The organism is Enterobacter sp. EGD-HP1 (assembly GCF_000733275.2).
In the GTDB taxonomy this organism is placed as follows: Bacteria; Pseudomonadota; Gammaproteobacteria; order Enterobacterales; family Enterobacteriaceae; genus Enterobacter.
In genome coordinates, this window is record NZ_AVOP01000033.1 from 164,193 (window position 1) to 181,158 (window position 16,966).

The following is a 16,966-nucleotide window of genomic DNA, read 5'->3' on the forward strand; positions in this document are numbered from 1 at the left end:
CAAACACCCCTTAACCAGGCTATAATCAGGCCTGGTTTTATTTTCTGGGATAACGGCGTGGCGCAGGCGCAAGAAGGTTTTTTACTGACCCGACACTGGCGGGATACTCCTCAGGGCACCGAGGTCGCGTTCTGGCTGGCAACCGACAACGGTCCGCTGCACGTTACGCTGCCCCCCCAGGAATCCGTGGCCTTTATTCCTGAAGCCCACGTCGAGAAGGTGAAGCAGCTGCTGCGCGGCGAAAACGGCTGGCGCATCACCCCGCTTGAACTGAAAGATTTCCACCGCCAGCCGGTTTATGGGCTTTACTGTCGCGCCCATCGTCAGCTGATGCGCTATGAAAAACTGCTCCGCGAGGCGGACGTGACGCTCTACGAAGCCGATATCCGCCCACCGGAACGCTTTCTGATGGAGCGGTTTATTACCGCCCCGGTCTGGGTCGACGGCACCGCGCATAGCGGCAGCCTCGTTAACGCGCGCCTGAAGCCGAATCCGCACTATCGCCCGCCGCTGAAGTGGGTCTCCCTGGATATCGAAACCACCCGTCACGGCGAGCTTTACTGCATTGGCCTGGAAGGCTGCGGCGATCGGGTTGTCTATATGCTCGGGCCGCCGAATGGCGATGCGTCCGCGCTGGATTTCCGGCTTGAGTACGTCAGCAGCCGCCCGCAGCTGCTGGAGAAGCTAAACCAGTGGTTTGCCGACTACGATCCCGATGTTCTGATCGGCTGGAACGTGGTGCAGTTTGACCTGCGCGTGCTGCAAAAACACGCCGAGCGCTACCGCATCCCGCTGATGCTGGGGCGCGGAAACAGCGAGCTGGAATGGCGCGAGCACGGTTTTAAGAACGGTGTTTTCTTTGCACAGGCTAACGGTCGCCTGATTATTGACGGCATCGAGGCGCTCAAGTCCGCCTTCTGGAACTTCTCTTCATTCTCCCTTGAAGCGGTGGCGCAGGAGCTGCTTGGCGAAGGCAAATCCATCGACAACCCCTGGGACAGAATGGACGAGATCGACCGGCGCTTTAACGAAGATAAGCCCGCGCTCGCCACCTATAACCTGAAAGACTGCGAGCTGGTCACGCAGATTTTCCACAAAACCGAGATTATGCCGTTCCTGCTGGAGCGCGCGACGGTGAACGGACTGGCTGTCGACAGGCATGGCGGCTCCGTGGCGGCCTTTAGCCACCTCTATTTTCCGCGGATGCACCGCGCAGGATACGTCGCCCCCAACCTCGGGGACGTACCGCCGCAGGCAAGCCCCGGTGGATATGTCATGGACTCCCGACCAGGATTGTACGACTCCGTTCTGGTCCTGGATTACAAAAGCCTCTACCCGTCGATCATCCGCACCTTCCTGATCGATCCCGTCGGGCTGGTTGAGGGCATGGCCCAGCCGGATGATGAGCACAGCACTGAAGGCTTCCTCGGCGCACGCTTCTCGCGGGAAAAACACTGCCTGCCTGAAATCGTGGGAAACATCTGGCACGGTCGCGATGAGGCCAAGCGCCACGGCAACAAGCCCCTTTCTCAGGCGCTGAAAATCATCATGAACGCCTTTTACGGCGTGCTGGGCACCAGCGCCTGCCGCTTCTTCGACCCGCGTCTGGCCTCCTCGATCACCATGCGCGGACACGAGATCATGCGCCAGACCAAAGCGCTGATTGAGTCCCGGGGCTATGACGTCATCTACGGCGACACGGACTCCACCTTTGTGTGGCTTAAGGGTGCGCATTCAGAAGACGACGCCGCGCAAATCGGCAAAGCGCTGGTCGCCTTCGTGAACGACTGGTGGCAAGAACATTTGCAGAAAGAGCGGTTAACCAGCGCGCTGGAACTGGAATTTGAAACCCATTTCGCCCGCTTTTTAATGCCCACCATTCGCGGCACCGATCAGGGTAGCAAGAAGCGCTACGCCGGGCTGATTCAGGAAGGCGACGCGCAGCGGATGGTGTTTAAAGGCCTGGAAACGGTGCGCACCGACTGGACGCCGCTGGCGCAGCAGTTCCAGCAGACGCTCTATCTGCGGGTGTTCCGCAATGAGCCGTATCAGGACTACGTGCGCGAGACGATAGCCAGCCTGATGGCGGGCGAACTTGACGCGCAGCTGGTGTACCGCAAGCGTCTGCGCCGCCCGCTGGCCGAGTACCAGCGTAACGTTCCTCCGCACGTACGCGCCGCGCGTCTGGCGGATGAAGAAAACGTCCGCCGCGGCCGCGCGCCGCAGTATCAAAACCGGGGAACCATCAAGTACGTCTGGACAATTAGCGGCCCGGAACCCGTGGATTATCAGCATTCTCCTCTGGATTACGAACACTATCTGACCCGTCAGCTTCAGCCGGTTGCCGACGGAATTTTGCCCTTCATCGACGACGACTTTGCTACACTAGTGACAGGGCAACTTGGCCTATTTTGACGCGTGACGAAATGGCTGCCATCCAGTACCATAGCGCCCTTTCCATTCCCGGACCCATTTTTCGATGACCGTCTTTTTTGACGGGGGTCGAACTATTGCCTGCAATTAAAGATTAGAGCCGAACAACTATGCCTTTTACACTTGGTCAACGCTGGATCAGCGATACAGAAAGCGAACTTGGATTAGGAACCGTCGTAGCAATCGATACGCGTATGGTTACCCTCCTTTTCCCAGCCACCGGTGAAAACCGTCTGTACGCTCGCAATGACTCCCCTGTAACCCGCGTGATGTTTAATCCGGGTGACACCGTGACCAGCCATGACGGCTGGCAGCTCAAGATTGAAGACGTAAAAGAAGAGAATGGACTGCTCGCCTACATTGGGACTCGCCTGGACACCGACGAGGCCAATGTCATCCTGCGTGAAGTGCTGCTCGACAGCAAACTGGTGTTCAGCAAGCCGCAGGATCGCCTGTTTGCCGGGCAAATCGACCGTATGGATCGCTTCTCCCTGCGCTATCGCGCGCGTAAGTTCCAGAGTGAACAGTACCGCATGCCCTGGAGCGGCCTGCGCGGCCAGCGCACCAGCCTCATCCCCCACCAGTTGAATATTGCTCATGACGTGGGCCGTCGTCATGCGCCGCGCGTGCTGCTGGCAGATGAAGTGGGCCTGGGGAAAACCATCGAAGCGGGCATGATCCTGCATCAACAGCTGCTTTCCGGCGCTGCCGAACGCGTGCTGATTGTGGTACCAGAAACCCTGCAGCACCAGTGGCTGGTTGAGATGCTGCGCCGCTTTAACCTGCGTTTCTCTTTGTTCGATGACGAACGCTATGCCGAAGCGCAGCACGATACCGACAACCCGTTTGAAACCGAACAGCTGGTCATTTGCTCCCTGGACTTCGTGCGCCGCAGCAAGCAGCGTCTTGAGCACCTGTGCGATGCCGAGTGGGACATTATGGTCATTGACGAAGCGCACCATCTGGTCTGGAGCGAAGATGCGCCGAGCCGCGAATACATGGCTATCGAGCAGCTTGCCGAGCGCGTGCCTGGCGTTCTGCTGCTGACCGCAACGCCGGAACAGCTGGGTCTGGAAAGCCACTTCGCCCGTCTGCGCCTGCTCGATCCAAACCGTTTCCACGACTTTGCGCAGTTCGTGGAAGAACAGAATAACTACCGCCCGGTCGCGGATGCCGTCGCTATGCTGCTGGCGGGCAAGCGTCTTTCCAATGACGAACTCAACACCCTGAGCGATCTGATTGGCGAGCAGGACATTGAGCCGCTTTTGCAGGCCGCGAACAGCGAGAGCGACAACGCGGAATCCGCGCGTAAAGAGCTGATCGACATGCTGATGGACCGCCACGGCACCAGCCGCGTGCTGTTCCGAAACACCCGTAACGGCGTTAAAGGCTTCCCGAAACGCGAGCTGCACACCATCAAGCTGCCGCTGCCGACGCAGTATCAGACGGCGATTAAAGTCTCCGGCATTATGGGCGCGCGCAAAACCCAGGAAGAGCGCGCGCGTGACATGCTCTACCCGGAACAGATTTATCAGGAGTTTGAAGGCGACACCGGCACCTGGTGGAACTTCGATCCGCGCGTGGAGTGGCTGATGGGCTATCTGACCGCGCACCGCTCCCAGAAAGTGCTGGTAATCTGCGCCAAAGCGGCCACCGCGCTGCAGCTGGAGCAGGTCCTGCGCGAGCGCGAAGGTATTCGTGCCGCCGTGTTCCACGAGGGCATGTCCATCGTCGAGCGCGACCGCGCCGCGGCGTGGTTCGGGGAAGAAGACAGCGGCGCACAGGTTCTGCTGTGCTCGGAAATCGGCTCTGAAGGCCGTAACTTCCAGTTCGCCAGCAACCTGGTGATGTTCGATCTGCCGTTTAACCCGGATCTGCTGGAGCAGCGTATCGGCCGTCTGGATCGTATCGGTCAGGCACATGATATTCAGATCCACGTGCCGTATCTGGAAAAAACCGCGCAGTCCGTACTGGTACGCTGGTTCCACGAAGGTCTGGACGCGTTTGAACATACCTGCCCGACGGGTCGCACCATTTACGATCAGGTACATGGCGATCTGATCGGCTACCTGGCCGCGCCGGAAAACGCGGAAGGGTTTGACGATCTGATCAAGTCCTGCCGTGAGAAGCACGACGCGCTGAAAGCGCAGCTGGAGCAGGGCCGCGACCGCCTGCTGGAGATCCACTCCAACGGCGGTGAAAAAGCGCAGGCGCTTGCCGAAAGCATTGAAGAACAAGATGATGACACCAGTCTGATCAGCTTCTCCATGAACCTGTTCGACATCGTCGGCATCAACCAGGACGACCGCGGCGAGAACCTGATTGTCCTGACCCCGTCCGATCACATGCTGGTTCCGGATTTCCCGGGCCTGCCGGAAGATGGCTGTACCATCACCTTCGAACGTGATGTGGCGCTGTCACGCGAAGACGCCCAGTTTATCACCTGGGAGCACCCGCTGATCCGCAACGGTCTGGATCTGATCCTGTCCGGCGATACCGGCAGCAGCACCATCTCTCTGTTGAAAAACAAGGCGCTGCCGGTGGGTACCCTGCTGGTGGAGCTGATCTACGTTGTGGAAGCGCAGGCGCCGAAACAGCTCCAGCTCACCCGCTTCCTGCCGCCAACGCCCGTCCGCCTGCTGCTGGACAAAAACGGCACGAACCTGGCCGGACAGGTCGAGTTCGAAAGCTTCAACCGACAGCTGAGCGCGGTGAACCGCCATACCGGCAGCAAGCTGGTTAACGCGGTTCAGCAGGACGTGCATGCTATTCTGCAACAGGGCGAAACCCAGATTGAAAAAGCGGCCAGAGCGCTGATTGACGCCGCGCGCAGCGAAGCCGACGAGAAACTGTCCGCGGAGCTGTCCCGTCTGGAAGCGTTAAAAGCCGTCAACCCGAACATCCGTGACGACGAGCTGGCGGCGATTGAAAGTAACCGTCAGCAGGTGCTGGAAAGCCTGAATCAGGCGAGCTGGCGTCTGGATGCCCTGCGTCTTATCGTTGTGACGCATCAGTAACCGGAGCGCAAGATGGTGATGGAGCCGTACAATCCGCCGCAGGATCCCTGGCTGGTTATTCTGTATCAGGATGAACACATTATGGTGGTCAACAAGCCCAGCGGGCTGTTGTCCGTGCCGGGGCGTCTGGACGAGCACAAAGACAGCGTGATGACGCGCATCCAGCGCGATTATCCGCAGGCGGAGTCCGTCCATCGCCTGGATATGGCCACCAGCGGCGTGATTGTGGTGGCGCTGAATAAAGCGGCGGAACGCGAGTTAAAGCGCCAGTTCCGCGAGCGCGAGCCGAAAAAGCAGTATGTCGCCCGCGTCTGGGGCCACCCCGCGCAGGCGGAAGGGCTGGTAGATTTACCGCTGATCTGCGACTGGCCGAACCGGCCAAAGCAGAAGGTGTGCTACGAAACCGGCAAGGCCGCGCAGACCGAGTATGAAGTGCTGGAGTACGCGCCGGATAATACCGCGCGCGTCCTGCTCAAGCCGATTACCGGACGTTCACACCAGCTGCGCGTGCATATGCTCGCCCTGGGTCATCCGATTCTGGGCGACCGCTTCTACGCGCCGCCCGAAGCGCTGGCCTTAGCGCCGCGTCTGCAGCTGCACGCCCAGACGCTCACCATCACCCATCCGGCCTTCGGTAACGCGATGACGTTTAAAGCCCCGGTGGATTTCTAAAAAAAAGCCCGACACCGTCGGGCTTTTTCTTATTTGAAACCTTTCTTCTCTTTAATGAGCTCGTACGCCTTCTGGATTTCCTGCGCTTTTTGCTTCGCCATCTCCATCATTTCCGGCGGCAGGCCTTTCGCGACCAGCTTGTCCGGATGATGCTCGCTCATGAGCTTACGATAGGCACGTTTAATCGTGGTCTGATCGTCAGAGGGCTTTACGCCAAGCACGTTGCAGGCATCTTCCAGCGTCGGACCACGCTGCGCCTGCTGCCAGGCGCCGCCGGACGACTGCTGGTGATAGCCGCCGCCAAACTGCGCCCCGCCCTGCATCATGCGCAGGAACTGATCGAACTGCATGCGGGAGATGCCCAGCTCTTCCGCAATGACGTACAGCACGTCACGTTCATTAGGGTGAAGTGACCCGTCGGCGAAGGCCGCCTGGATTTGAATTTCCAGAAACATCCGAATTAAATCAAAACGTCCAAAGCAGATGCTGCGGAACTGACGCATTTTTTCGCGAAGCGGATAATTATCCGATTTACCGATGCGAAACGCATTTTGTGCTGCCAGACGGGAATCACCGTGCAGGTTCATGCGATCCATAAAGACGCTGGCAATCTGAATATCGGCTTCTGTGACACGCCCTTTGGATTTGGTTAAGTGCCCCATCACCTCAAAGGTGGTGGAGAAAAAGAGTGACTGACGCTCGCGCTGATTGGCAAACCAGGCCATTTTGCGGCTGCGCGCCTTATCAAACATATGGCCGATAATAAGCCCAAGCACAATCCCCCAGAACCCGGCACCCATGATGATGGCGAACGCAACGCCGATTATTTTACCCCAATACTGCATATACTCCCCGGATAGTCATATTCCTGGCCGACGCAACGTCATCATCACTGTGTTCAAGTCACGGTCAATTGAAGGACATCGCCTATAATTTGCTTTATCATACTCGTCATTCGATAGCGAGCCTAACACTCTGGCACGCAAACGGGCAGGATTAACGCTGGTACTGCGCAGATGAGTAAGATAGTCTCTGAGCGTTTGTAAGCCGTAGCCACTGATGACGGAACAATAAAATACAACGTATGAAAAAACGTATCCCCACCCTCCTGGCCACAATGATTGGCTCCGCCCTGTACAGTCAACAGGGGCTGGCGGCCGATCTCGCCTCGCAGTGTATGCTTGGCGTCCCAAGTTATAATCGCCCACTGGTGAGTGGCGATACAAATAGCTTGCCGGTAACCATTACTGCCGACAGTTCGAAAGGGACTTACCCTGACAATGCCACGTTTACGGGCAATGTTGATATTAACCAGGGCAATAGTCGCCTGCAGGCAGACGAAGTGCAATTGCACCAGAAGCAGCCGGAAGGTGCGGCCGAGCCGGTACGAACGGTGGATGCGCTGGGTAATGTGCACTATGACGACAATCAGGTCATCCTGAAAGGTCCGAAAGCCTGGTCAAACCTGAATACCAAAGATACTAACGTCTGGAAAGGTGATTACCAGATGGTGGGTCGCCAGGGGCGCGGTGACGCAGACCTGATGAAACAGCGCGGTGAAAACCGCTATACGATCCTGGAAAACGGTACGTTCACGTCATGTCTGCCGGGTTCAAATACCTGGAGCGTGGTCGGGAGCGAGGTTATCCATGACCGCGAAGAACAGGTCGCAGAGATCTGGAACGCCCGCTTCAAGCTGGGTCCGGTGCCGATATTCTACAGCCCTTATCTGCAGCTTCCCGTGGGTGACAAACGTCGCTCCGGTTTCCTGATCCCGAATGCCAAATACAGCACGTCGAACTACTTTGAGTTCTACCTGCCGTATTACTGGAACATCGCGCCAAACATGGATGCGACGATTACGCCGCACTATATCCACAAGCGCGGCAACATCATGTGGGAGAACGAATTCCGCTATCTGACCCACGCCGGTGCGGGTCTGATGGAGCTGGATTATCTGCCGTCAGATAAAGTCTTCCAGGACGAGCATCCGACCGAAGGTGATAAGCACCGCTGGTTATTCTACTGGCAGCACGCCGGGGTGATGGATCAGGTGTGGCGCTTTAATGTTGACTACACCAAAGTCAGCGATTCGTCTTATTTTAACGACTTCTCGTCCAAATACGGCTCGAGTACCGATGGCTATGCCACGCAGAAATTCAGCGTTGGCTATGCGATACAGAACTTTGACGCGACCGTCTCGACCAAGCAATTCCAGGTATTTTCTGACCAGTCCACGCCTACCTATGGCGCAGAGCCACAGCTGGACGTTAACTGGTATCAGAATGATGTGGGTCCATTCGACACTCACGTCTACGCTCAGGCGGTACATTTCGTTAACACGGATTCGGACATGCCTGAAGCCACGCGAGTTCACCTTGAGCCGACGGTCAATCTGCCATGGTCTAACGACTGGGCAAGCCTGAATACCGAAGCCAAGCTGATGGCGACACACTATCAGCAAAAAAATGTTGATAACTACAACGCAACAAACGATACGCATCTGGCAGAGTCGGTCAACCGCACGCTCCCGCAGTTCAAAATGGACGGCAAGCTCATCTTCGAGCGTGATATGGCCCTGTTGGCGGATGGTTATACCCAGACGCTCGAACCGCGTATGCAGTATCTGTACGTGCCGTACCGCGATCAAAGCAAGATTCAGAACTACGACTCCTCTTTACTCCAGTCTGACTACAGCGGCCTGTTCCGTGACCGTACCTACGGTGGTCTTGACCGAATCGCCTCAGCAAACCAGTTGACGACCGGCGTCACAACCCGTGTATATGATGATGCCGCCGTTGAACGTTTTAACGTTTCTGTTGGTCAAATCTACTATTTCACCGAGTCACGCACCGGTGATGACAACATTAACTGGGAGAAAGATAACAAAACGGGATCGCTGGTTTGGGCAGGAGATACTTACTGGCGTATGACTGACCGTTGGGGTCTGCGCGGTGGTGTGCAATATGACACTCGACTCGATAATATTGCGACAAGTAGCGCTGCTATTGAGTACCGCCGTGATGAAGACCGTATGGTGCAGCTGACGTATCGTTACGCCAGCCCTGAATATATTCAGGCAACATTGCCATCTTATGCTGGCTCAGAACGCTATAAAGACGGTATTTCGCAGGTGGGTGGTGCAGCAAGTTGGCCAATCGCCGACCGCTGGTCAATCGTAGGCGCTTACTACTTTGACACTAACGCCAATAAATCTGCTGACCAGATGGTGGGTCTGCAATATAACTCCTGCTGTTACGCGCTGCGTGTCGGCTACGAACGCAAACTTAACGGCTGGGATACTCAAAACAATCAGAGCAAATACGATAACGTGATTGGCTTTAACTTCGAGTTACGCGGCCTGAGTTCCAACTACGGTCTGGGTACGCAGAAAATGCTGCGCTCGAATATTCTGCCGTACCGTAGCGCCTTGTAATGTGCTTGATTTGCAACGTAATCCGCTTTGCGGTTAATTGAAATGGAAAAAGTATGAAGAACTGGAAAACGCTGCTGCTCGGTGTCGCTATGGTTGCGAATACCAGCTTCGCGGCCCCCCAGGTTGTTGATAAAGTCGCTGCTGTGGTTAACAACGGCGTCGTGCTTGAAAGTGACGTTGACGGTCTGATGAAATCGGTGAAGCTCAATTCGGGCGAAGCCGGTCAACAGCTTCCGGATGACGCCACGCTGCGCCACCAGATCCTGGAGCGTCTGATCATGGATCAGATCGTTCTGCAGATGGGGCAGAAAATGGGTGTGAAGGTCACTGACGAGCAGCTCGATCAGGCGATCGCTAACATCGCGAAGCAGAACAATATGACTTTAGATCAGATGCGCAGCCGTCTGGCCTATGACGGCATTAGCTACGCCACCTACCGTAACCAGATCCGTAAAGAGATGCTGATTTCGGAAGTGCGTAACAACGAAGTGCGTCGCCGCGTCACCATCCTGCCTCAGGAAGTGGACGCGCTGGCAAAACAGGTGGGTAATCAGAACGATGCGAGCACAGAGCTGAACCTGAGCCACATTCTGATCCCACTGCCAGAGAACCCAACGTCCGATCAGGCTGCGGAAGCAGAAAGTCAGGCGCGTTCTATTGTTGAACAGGCGCGTAACGGCGGCGACTTTGGCAAACTGGCAATCACTTACTCCGCTGACCAACAGGCGCTGAAAGGTGGCCAGATGGGCTGGGGACGTATTCAGGAGCTGCCATCCATCTTTGCCCAGGCGCTGAGCACGGCGAAGAAAGGGGATATTGTCGGTCCTATCCGTTCAGGCGTGGGCTTCCACATTCTGAAGGTGAACGATCTCCGCGGCCAGAGCCAAAATATCTCCGTCACCGAAGTTCACGCTCGCCACATTCTTCTGAAGCCGTCACCGATCATGACTGACGATCAGGCGCGGATGAAGCTGGAGCAGATCGCAGCTGACATTAAGAGCGGTAAAACCTCGTTTGCGAAGGCAGCAAAAGAGTTCTCTCAGGATCCAGGCTCTGCTAACCAGGGCGGCGATCTGGGCTGGGCGGCTGCGGATATTTACGATCCCGCCTTCCGCGATGCGCTGATGAAGCTGAACAAAGGCCAGATCAGCACGCCGGTCCACTCTTCGTTTGGCTGGCATCTGATCGAGCTGATGGATACCCGTAACGTTGATAAAACGGATGCGGCACAGAAAGACAGAGCCTACCGTATGCTGTTTAACCGTAAGTTCTCAGAAGAAGCAGCAACCTGGATGCAGGAACAACGCGCCAGTGCTTACGTGAAAGTTCTGAGCAACTAATGAAACAGCATCGTGTTGTTATCACGCCCGGCGAACCCGCCGGGATTGGGCCTGACCTCGTTGTCCAGCTCGCCCAGCGCAGCTGGCCGGTAGAACTGGTTGTCTGCGCCGATGCAACACTGTTACAAGACCGGGCAACGCTGCTCGGTCTGCCTTTAACGCTCATTCCTTACGTTGAAGACCAACAGCCAGCGCCGCAGCAAGCCGGTACGCTCACCCTTCTTTCCGTTCCCCTACGTACGCCGGTCATTCCGGGCCAGCTCAGCACAGAAAACGGCCACTATGTCGTTGAAACCCTTGCGCGCGCCTGCGACGGTTGCCTGAAGGGCGAATTTGCCGCCCTGATTACCGGCCCCGTTCATAAAGGCGTCATCAACGAAGCGGGTATACCGTTTACCGGGCATACGGAGTTCTTCGAAGAGCGCTCGCACAGCCCGAAAGTGGTGATGATGCTGGCGACGGAGGAGATGCGCGTTGCGCTGGTGACAACCCATCTGCCGATCAAAGCCATTCCTGACGCGATCACCCCTGAACTCCTGCGCGAGATCATCGGGATTTTGCATCACGATCTGCAGACAAAATTTGGGATCCCGCAGCCGCACGTGCTGGTCTGCGGCCTGAATCCGCACGCCGGAGAAGGCGGGCACATGGGGACCGAAGAGATCGACACCATTATTCCGGTGCTCGACGAAATGCGGGCGAAGGGGATGAACCTCAGCGGGCCGCTGCCTGCGGATACCCTTTTCCAGCCGAAATACCTGGATAATGCCGACGCCGTGCTCGCGATGTACCACGATCAGGGCCTGCCCGTGCTAAAATACCAGGGCTTTGGCCGCGGAGTGAATATCACCCTCGGTTTACCCTTTATTCGAACGTCCGTTGACCACGGTACTGCGCTGGATCTGGCAGGCCAGGGGAAAGCGGATGTCGGCAGTTTTATTACGGCGCTTAATCTCGCCATCAAAATGATTGTTAATACTCAATGACTAATCGAGTCCACCAGGGCCACTTAGCCCGTAAACGTTTCGGGCAAAACTTCCTTAACGATCAGTTCGTGATCGAAAGCATTGTCTCGGCTATTAATCCGCAAAAAGGTCAGGCGATGGTCGAAATCGGCCCGGGCCTTGCCGCGCTGACCGAGCCGGTAGGCGAACGCCTCGACGCGCTGACCGTCATCGAACTGGACCGCGATCTGGCCGCACGCCTGCAAACGCACCCGTTCCTCGGGCCGAAGCTGACCATCTATCAGCAGGACGCCATGACCATGAACTTTGGCGAGCTGTCGGAAAAAATGGGCCAGCCGCTGCGCGTCTTCGGCAACCTGCCGTACAACATCTCCACGCCGCTCATGTTCCACCTCTTTAGCTATACTGATGCCATTGCCGACATGCACTTCATGTTGCAAAAAGAGGTTGTTAACCGTCTGGTTGCAGGCCCGAACAGTAAAGCGTATGGTCGTTTAAGCGTGATGGCACAGTATTACTGCAACGTGATCCCGGTACTCGAAGTACCGCCGTCAGCGTTCACACCGCCACCGAAAGTGGATTCAGCGGTTGTGCGCCTTGTGCCGCACAAGACGAAACCGTATCCGGTTAAAGATCTGCGCGTACTGAGCCGCATTACCACTGAAGCCTTTAACCAGCGCCGTAAAACGATCCGTAACAGCCTGAGCAATTCGTTTACCGTTGAGGTGTTAGCCGAGCTGGGGATCGACCCGGCAATGCGTGCGGAGAACATTTCCGTAGAGCAGTACTGCAAGCTGGCTAATTACATCAGCGATAATGCGCCGCCGAAGGAGAGTTAAGCCATGATTGATTCGCCCCGCGTATGTGTCCATGTACAAAGCGTCTATGTTGAATCACAGTCCTCCCCGGAGGAAGAACGTTTTGTTTTCGCTTACACCGTGACCATTCGTAATCTGGGGCGGATGCCCGTGCAGCTGCGCGGGCGCTACTGGCTTATCACTAACGGCAATGGCCGCGAAATCGAAGTTCAGGGTGAAGGTGTGGTCGGTGAGCAGCCCCATATCGCCCCTGGCGAAGAGTACCAGTACACCAGCGGCGCGGTGATTGAAACGCCGATGGGTACCATGCAAGGCCATTATGAAATGGTCGACGTCGATGGCAATGATTTCCGCGTTGCCATTCCTGTGTTCCGTCTCGCCGTAACCACACTCATTCATTAATCTAATGTCTACATATCTGATTGGCGACGTTCACGGTTGCTACGATGAACTGATCGCATTATTAAAACAGGTCGACTTTACGCCAGGACAGGACACGCTCTGGCTGACGGGCGATTTAGTCGCGCGTGGCCCCGGCTCCCTTGAAGTATTACGTTTCGTCAAATCGCTGGGCGACAGCGTGCGCATGGTGCTGGGCAATCACGATCTGCATCTGCTGGCGGTTTTCGCCGGGATCAGCCGCAACAAACCTAAAGATCGCCTCACCCCATTGCTGGAAGCGCCGGACGCGGACGATCTGATTAACTGGCTGCGCCGTCAGCCCCTGCTGCAGATCGACGAAGAGAAAAAGCTGGTCATGGCGCATGCCGGGATCACCCCGCAATGGGATCTTGAGACGGCAAAAACCTGCGCGCGTGACGTTGAAGCGGTGCTGGCGAGCGACTCGTATCCTTTCTTCCTTGATGCCATGTACGGCGATATGCCGAACCACTGGAGCGAGGAACTGAGCGGTCTGGCCCGTCTGCGCTTTATCACCAACGCGTTCACCCGCATGCGTTTCTGCTTCCCGAACGGACAGCTGGATATGTATTCCAAAGAGACGCCGGAAAGCGCGCCCGCTCCGCTCAAACCGTGGTTTGCCATTCCGGGGCCGGTGACAAGCGAGTACAGCGTGGTGTTTGGTCACTGGGCTGCGCTGGAAGGAAAAGGAACACCGGAAGGGATCTACGGTCTGGATACCGGATGCTGCTGGGGCGGAGACTTAACCTGCTTACGCTGGGAAGATAAAGCTTACTTTGTGCAGCCGTCCAACCGACAGCTGGACTTAGGAGAAAGTGAGGCCGTCGCCTCCTGATACGTTATTCCCTCTCCCGGCCGGGAGAGGGAAAATCACTTAACGACGTTCCAGAATCTCGAAGCAGTAGCTATGTGAGTTCTGTGCATCCGCGTCGTGGAATTCGCTGAATACCGATTCCCACTCGTCCGGATCGTAGTCCGGGAAATGGGTATCCCCTTCCACTTCTGCATCAATGTGGGTCAGATAGAGCTTCTGCGCTTTTGGCAGGAACTGCTCGTACACGCGCCCACCGCCAATCACCATGATCTCTTCGGCATTGCCGCAAGCAGCAATCGCCTCGTCTACTGATCTAACCCATTCGACGCGATCGTCAGTGCCTGGCTGGCTACTGATAACGATATTCTTACGGCCCGGCAATGGACGACCAATCGACTCCCAGGTCAGGCGGCCCATCACTACCGGCTTGTTTAACGTAGTACGTTTAAACCATGCGAGATCGGCAGGCAGGTTCCACGGCATGGCATTTTCCATACCGATAACGCGGTCCACCGCCAGCGCTGCAATCAGACTGATCATTGAAAATTTCCCGGATGCAAAAAATTGCCGCCACTATACGGAAAGCTTAATCTTTCGTCGACTGGCGGCAGGGTAAAGATAAAGAAATTTTTTATTATTGCTGGCAACTCCACTTCACGCGGAAGGTTTACTCTCGGGCTCGTCAGCCGGATCGCCGGTATGCTTGCCCTCTTCCGTGCCCTGCCAGCCATGACGCTGGATCAGCGACAGGTGGTTACGGTCCTCGTTAATGATTTCCGTCAGCATCGCGCTGGTGCGTTTGAACACCGCCGCACGCTCGGTGGCCGTACTGCCGGCCATCGCCGCCATCTCTTCCACCATCTCGGTATTAAAGCGGCGGAACAGGTCCGCGCGTTCGCGCGCTTCATACGCGCCGAGCCCCAGATTTTCCAGCGCCATACGGCCAGACTTCAGCGCACCTTCGAACGTTTCACGCTCCGGCGCGTCTACGCCCGCCTGTCGCAGCCTGATGTAGTGATCCACATCGCGCGCGCGGGAGATAATGGTCAGCGCCGGGAAATGTTCTTTTACCAGCTCCACCATCTGCATGCTGGTTTCCGGATCGTCAATGGCGTTAATCAGTACCTCGGCTTTTGCCGCCCCGGCGGATTCCAGCAGATCGACGCGGGTCGCATCCCCGTAAAACACCTTCATATCGAATTTACGCAGGGTATCAACATGGTCGGGATCGTGATCGAGGATGACCATTTTCACCCCGCTGGAGAGCAGTAAACGACCGACGATCTGCCCGTAGCGGCCAAATCCGGCGATGATGACGCGCGGCTGCTCCTCGTCAATCTCATCGGCTTCGCGCTCCTGCTCGCTGTCCGATTTTTCCAGGCGCGTCAGCACCACCAGCAACACAGGCGTCGCCGCCATCGACAGTGCGACCGCCAGCGTCAGCGCTTTCGCCCACTCGGGATCGAGTACGTTTGCCATCTGCGCGGCGCCAAAGACCACGAACGCAAATTCACTCCCCTGCCCCAGCAGCACGGCAAACCAGCGGCGCTGCCTGCCCGGCACGTTCAGTGGACGAGCAATCAGCCACAGCATCACCATTTTAATGACCAGGAATCCAACGAGCAGGATGACGATCCGCAGCGGGTGCGTCACCAGCGTGCCGAAGTCGACGGACATCCCGACGCCGATGAAAAACAGCCCCAGCAGCAGCCCTTTAAACGGCTCAATATCGCTTTCCAGCGCGTGACGGTATTCAGAGCTCGCCAGCAGAACGCCTGCGAGGAACGCCCCCATCGCCATCGACAGCCCGGCTTCCTCCAGCAGCAGACCGAAGCCAAACACCAGAAACAGCGCCACGGCGCTGAACACTTCGCGCAGGCCAGAGCGGGCAACAAACCGCAGCAGCGGGCGGGTCACGTAGCGGCCAAGCAGCACCACCAGCGCCAGCGCGCCCGCCACCTTCAGCGCCGACAGCGCGAAAGCGCCCAGCGTCGTCGAGGAACCGCTGGCCGCCAGCAGCGGGATCATCGCCACCAGCGGGATAGCGGCAATGTCCTGGAACAGCAGCACCGAGAACGCGCTGCGTCCCATCTGGGAGACCGTCAGATTTCGCTCGTTCATCGCCTGCATGGCAATGGCCGTTGAAGAGAGCGCCAGCGTCATGCCGATGAGTTCTGCCACTTTCCAGTCCATACCCAACAGGATGCAGAACCCGCCCAGCAGCAGGCCGCAGGCCACCATCTGCAGCGCCCCACCGCCAAATACCGAGGCGCGGAGCTTCCACAGCCGCTGCGGATCGAGCTCCAGGCCAATCACAAACAGCATCAGCACTACGCCGATTTCAGCGAAATGCAGAATAGCCTCTGCATCCGTGACCAGTCGGAAGCCCCACGGCCCAATGACGCAGCCCGCAATCAGGTAGCCGAGAACAGAGCCCAGCCCCAGGCGTACCGCCACGGGCACAATCAGCGCCGCCGCGCCGAGGTAAATCAGCGCCTGTATCAGCGTATGGCTATCCATGGTGCGCCTCCTGCCACTCAAGTAAGCGTTGTTTATAATGGCGAGCCTGCGCCTGCAGCGTTTCATCGTCGCAAACAAACGTGCAGTGCATCGCAAAAGGCGGGAGCCAGTTCAGACCGCAATAGAGCGCGGTCGCCTGCAGCGGTTGCGCCAGGACGTCAAAACCCGGGAAGGAACCGATATCAAAGTGGCTTTCCCCTCCGCCGGTGGTGACCGCCCACATCAGGCTTTTCCCTTTTAGCGCATCGCCGTTGTGGCCGTACGCCCAGCCGTGGGAGAAGACTTTATCAATCCACAGTTTCAGGAGCGGGGGCGTGCTGTACCACTGCATGGGATGCTGCCAGATAATCAGATCGGCACGGGAAAGCGCCTCCTGTTCGGCGGCGATATCAATATTAAAATCGGGATAGAGTTGATAGAGGGAACGTATCTCTACGTTATCAAGCGTCCTTACCTGCTCAAGCATCCGCTTATTCGCATGCGAGTGCTGCGGATAAGGATGGGCATAAATTATCAGAATCATTGATTAGC

At 57.0% G+C, this 16,966-nt stretch carries 13 protein-coding genes; 9 read left to right on the plus strand and 4 right to left on the minus strand.

The window, feature by feature from the left end:
- Nucleotides 1–57: 57 nt before the first annotated feature.
- The 3 genes from polB (at nucleotide 58) to rluA (ending at nucleotide 6,122) form a co-directional block, all read left to right on the plus strand.
- On the plus strand, nucleotides 58–2,415 hold the full coding sequence (gene polB, locus N037_RS17995) for a DNA polymerase II (RefSeq protein ID WP_032642590.1): 2,358 nt from the start codon (nucleotides 58–60) through the stop codon (nucleotides 2,413–2,415).
- 128 nt (nucleotides 2,416–2,543) lie between these two features.
- Nucleotides 2,544–5,450, plus strand: coding sequence for an RNA polymerase-associated protein RapA (rapA, locus tag N037_RS18000; RefSeq protein ID WP_032642592.1), 2,907 nt, complete (start codon nucleotides 2,544–2,546; stop codon nucleotides 5,448–5,450).
- A gap of 12 nt (nucleotides 5,451–5,462) precedes the next feature.
- Nucleotides 5,463–6,122, plus strand: coding sequence for a bifunctional tRNA pseudouridine(32) synthase/23S rRNA pseudouridine(746) synthase RluA (gene rluA, locus N037_RS18005; RefSeq protein ID WP_008502014.1), 660 nt, complete (start codon nucleotides 5,463–5,465; stop codon nucleotides 6,120–6,122).
- 29 nt (nucleotides 6,123–6,151) lie between these two features.
- On the opposite strand, the gene djlA is transcribed toward rluA, so the two are convergent.
- Nucleotides 6,152–6,967, minus strand: a complete 816-nt coding sequence (djlA, locus tag N037_RS18010; protein WP_023310366.1) for a co-chaperone DjlA — start codon at nucleotides 6,965–6,967, stop codon at nucleotides 6,152–6,154.
- A gap of 239 nt (nucleotides 6,968–7,206) precedes the next feature.
- Here djlA and lptD point away from each other — a divergent pair, with 239 nt between their 5' ends.
- From lptD to apaH, 6 genes are read left to right on the plus strand one after another with little or no spacing between them, the layout of a single operon-like run.
- Entirely contained in the window at nucleotides 7,207–9,558 is a 2,352-nt protein-coding gene (gene lptD, locus N037_RS18015) for an LPS assembly protein LptD (RefSeq protein WP_023334477.1), read from the plus strand.
- Nucleotides 9,559–9,611: 53 nt separating this feature from the next.
- On the plus strand, nucleotides 9,612–10,898 hold the full coding sequence (surA, locus tag N037_RS18020; protein WP_032642595.1) for a peptidylprolyl isomerase SurA: 1,287 nt from the start codon (nucleotides 9,612–9,614) through the stop codon (nucleotides 10,896–10,898).
- On the plus strand, nucleotides 10,898–11,884 hold the full coding sequence (gene pdxA / locus N037_RS18025; RefSeq protein WP_032642597.1) for a 4-hydroxythreonine-4-phosphate dehydrogenase PdxA: 987 nt from the start codon (nucleotides 10,898–10,900) through the stop codon (nucleotides 11,882–11,884). Before surA ends, pdxA begins: the two co-directional genes overlap by 1 nt.
- Nucleotides 11,881–12,702, plus strand: a complete 822-nt coding sequence (gene rsmA, locus N037_RS18030; RefSeq protein ID WP_023334474.1) for a 16S rRNA (adenine(1518)-N(6)/adenine(1519)-N(6))-dimethyltransferase RsmA — start codon at nucleotides 11,881–11,883, stop codon at nucleotides 12,700–12,702. The genes pdxA and rsmA overlap by 4 nt, the downstream gene beginning before the upstream one ends.
- Nucleotides 12,703–12,705: 3 nt before the next feature.
- Nucleotides 12,706–13,083, plus strand: coding sequence for a Co2+/Mg2+ efflux protein ApaG (apaG, locus tag N037_RS18035; RefSeq protein ID WP_032642599.1), 378 nt, complete (start codon nucleotides 12,706–12,708; stop codon nucleotides 13,081–13,083).
- 4 nt (nucleotides 13,084–13,087) lie between these two features.
- Nucleotides 13,088–13,936, plus strand: coding sequence for a bis(5'-nucleosyl)-tetraphosphatase (symmetrical) ApaH (apaH, locus tag N037_RS18040; RefSeq protein ID WP_032642601.1), 849 nt, complete (start codon nucleotides 13,088–13,090; stop codon nucleotides 13,934–13,936).
- Between the two features lie 39 nt (nucleotides 13,937–13,975).
- Here apaH and folA read toward each other — a convergent pair whose 3' ends face one another.
- From folA to kefF, 3 genes are all read right to left on the minus strand, one after another.
- Nucleotides 13,976–14,455, minus strand: a complete 480-nt coding sequence (gene folA, locus N037_RS18045) for a type 3 dihydrofolate reductase (protein WP_032642603.1) — start codon at nucleotides 14,453–14,455, stop codon at nucleotides 13,976–13,978.
- Nucleotides 14,456–14,569: 114 nt separating this feature from the next.
- Nucleotides 14,570–16,435, minus strand: coding sequence for a glutathione-regulated potassium-efflux system protein KefC (gene kefC / locus N037_RS18050; protein ID WP_032642606.1), 1,866 nt, complete (start codon nucleotides 16,433–16,435; stop codon nucleotides 14,570–14,572).
- Nucleotides 16,428–16,958: a glutathione-regulated potassium-efflux system oxidoreductase KefF gene (kefF, locus tag N037_RS18055; protein WP_032642608.1), complete on the minus strand. Its 531-nt coding sequence runs from the start codon at nucleotides 16,956–16,958 to the stop codon at nucleotides 16,428–16,430. Before kefF ends, kefC begins: the two co-directional genes overlap by 8 nt.
- Between the last annotated feature and the right edge of the window lie 8 nt (nucleotides 16,959–16,966).

What these genes read in the sequence shown, in the direction of transcription:
- rapA (WP_032642592.1), top strand. Translation starts at nt 2,544, where the DNA reads ATGCCTTTTACACTTGGTCAACGCTGGATCAGCGATACAGAAAGCGAA.
- rluA (WP_008502014.1), top strand. Translation starts at nt 5,463, where the DNA reads ATGGTGATGGAGCCGTACAATCCGCCGCAGGATCCCTGGCTGGTTATT.
- djlA (WP_023310366.1), bottom strand. Translation starts at nt 6,967, where the DNA reads ATGCAGTATTGGGGTAAAATAATCGGCGTTGCGTTCGCCATCATCATG.
- lptD (WP_023334477.1), top strand. Translation starts at nt 7,207, where the DNA reads ATGAAAAAACGTATCCCCACCCTCCTGGCCACAATGATTGGCTCCGCC.
- surA (WP_032642595.1), top strand. Translation starts at nt 9,612, where the DNA reads ATGAAGAACTGGAAAACGCTGCTGCTCGGTGTCGCTATGGTTGCGAAT.
- pdxA (WP_032642597.1), top strand. Translation starts at nt 10,898, where the DNA reads ATGAAACAGCATCGTGTTGTTATCACGCCCGGCGAACCCGCCGGGATT.
- rsmA (WP_023334474.1), top strand. Translation starts at nt 11,881, where the DNA reads ATGACTAATCGAGTCCACCAGGGCCACTTAGCCCGTAAACGTTTCGGG.
- apaG (WP_032642599.1), top strand. Translation starts at nt 12,706, where the DNA reads ATGATTGATTCGCCCCGCGTATGTGTCCATGTACAAAGCGTCTATGTT.
- apaH (WP_032642601.1), top strand. Translation starts at nt 13,088, where the DNA reads ATGTCTACATATCTGATTGGCGACGTTCACGGTTGCTACGATGAACTG.
- folA (WP_032642603.1), bottom strand. Translation starts at nt 14,455, where the DNA reads ATGATCAGTCTGATTGCAGCGCTGGCGGTGGACCGCGTTATCGGTATG.
- kefC (WP_032642606.1), bottom strand. Translation starts at nt 16,435, where the DNA reads ATGGATAGCCATACGCTGATACAGGCGCTGATTTACCTCGGCGCGGCG.
- kefF (WP_032642608.1), bottom strand. Translation starts at nt 16,958, where the DNA reads ATGATTCTGATAATTTATGCCCATCCTTATCCGCAGCACTCGCATGCG.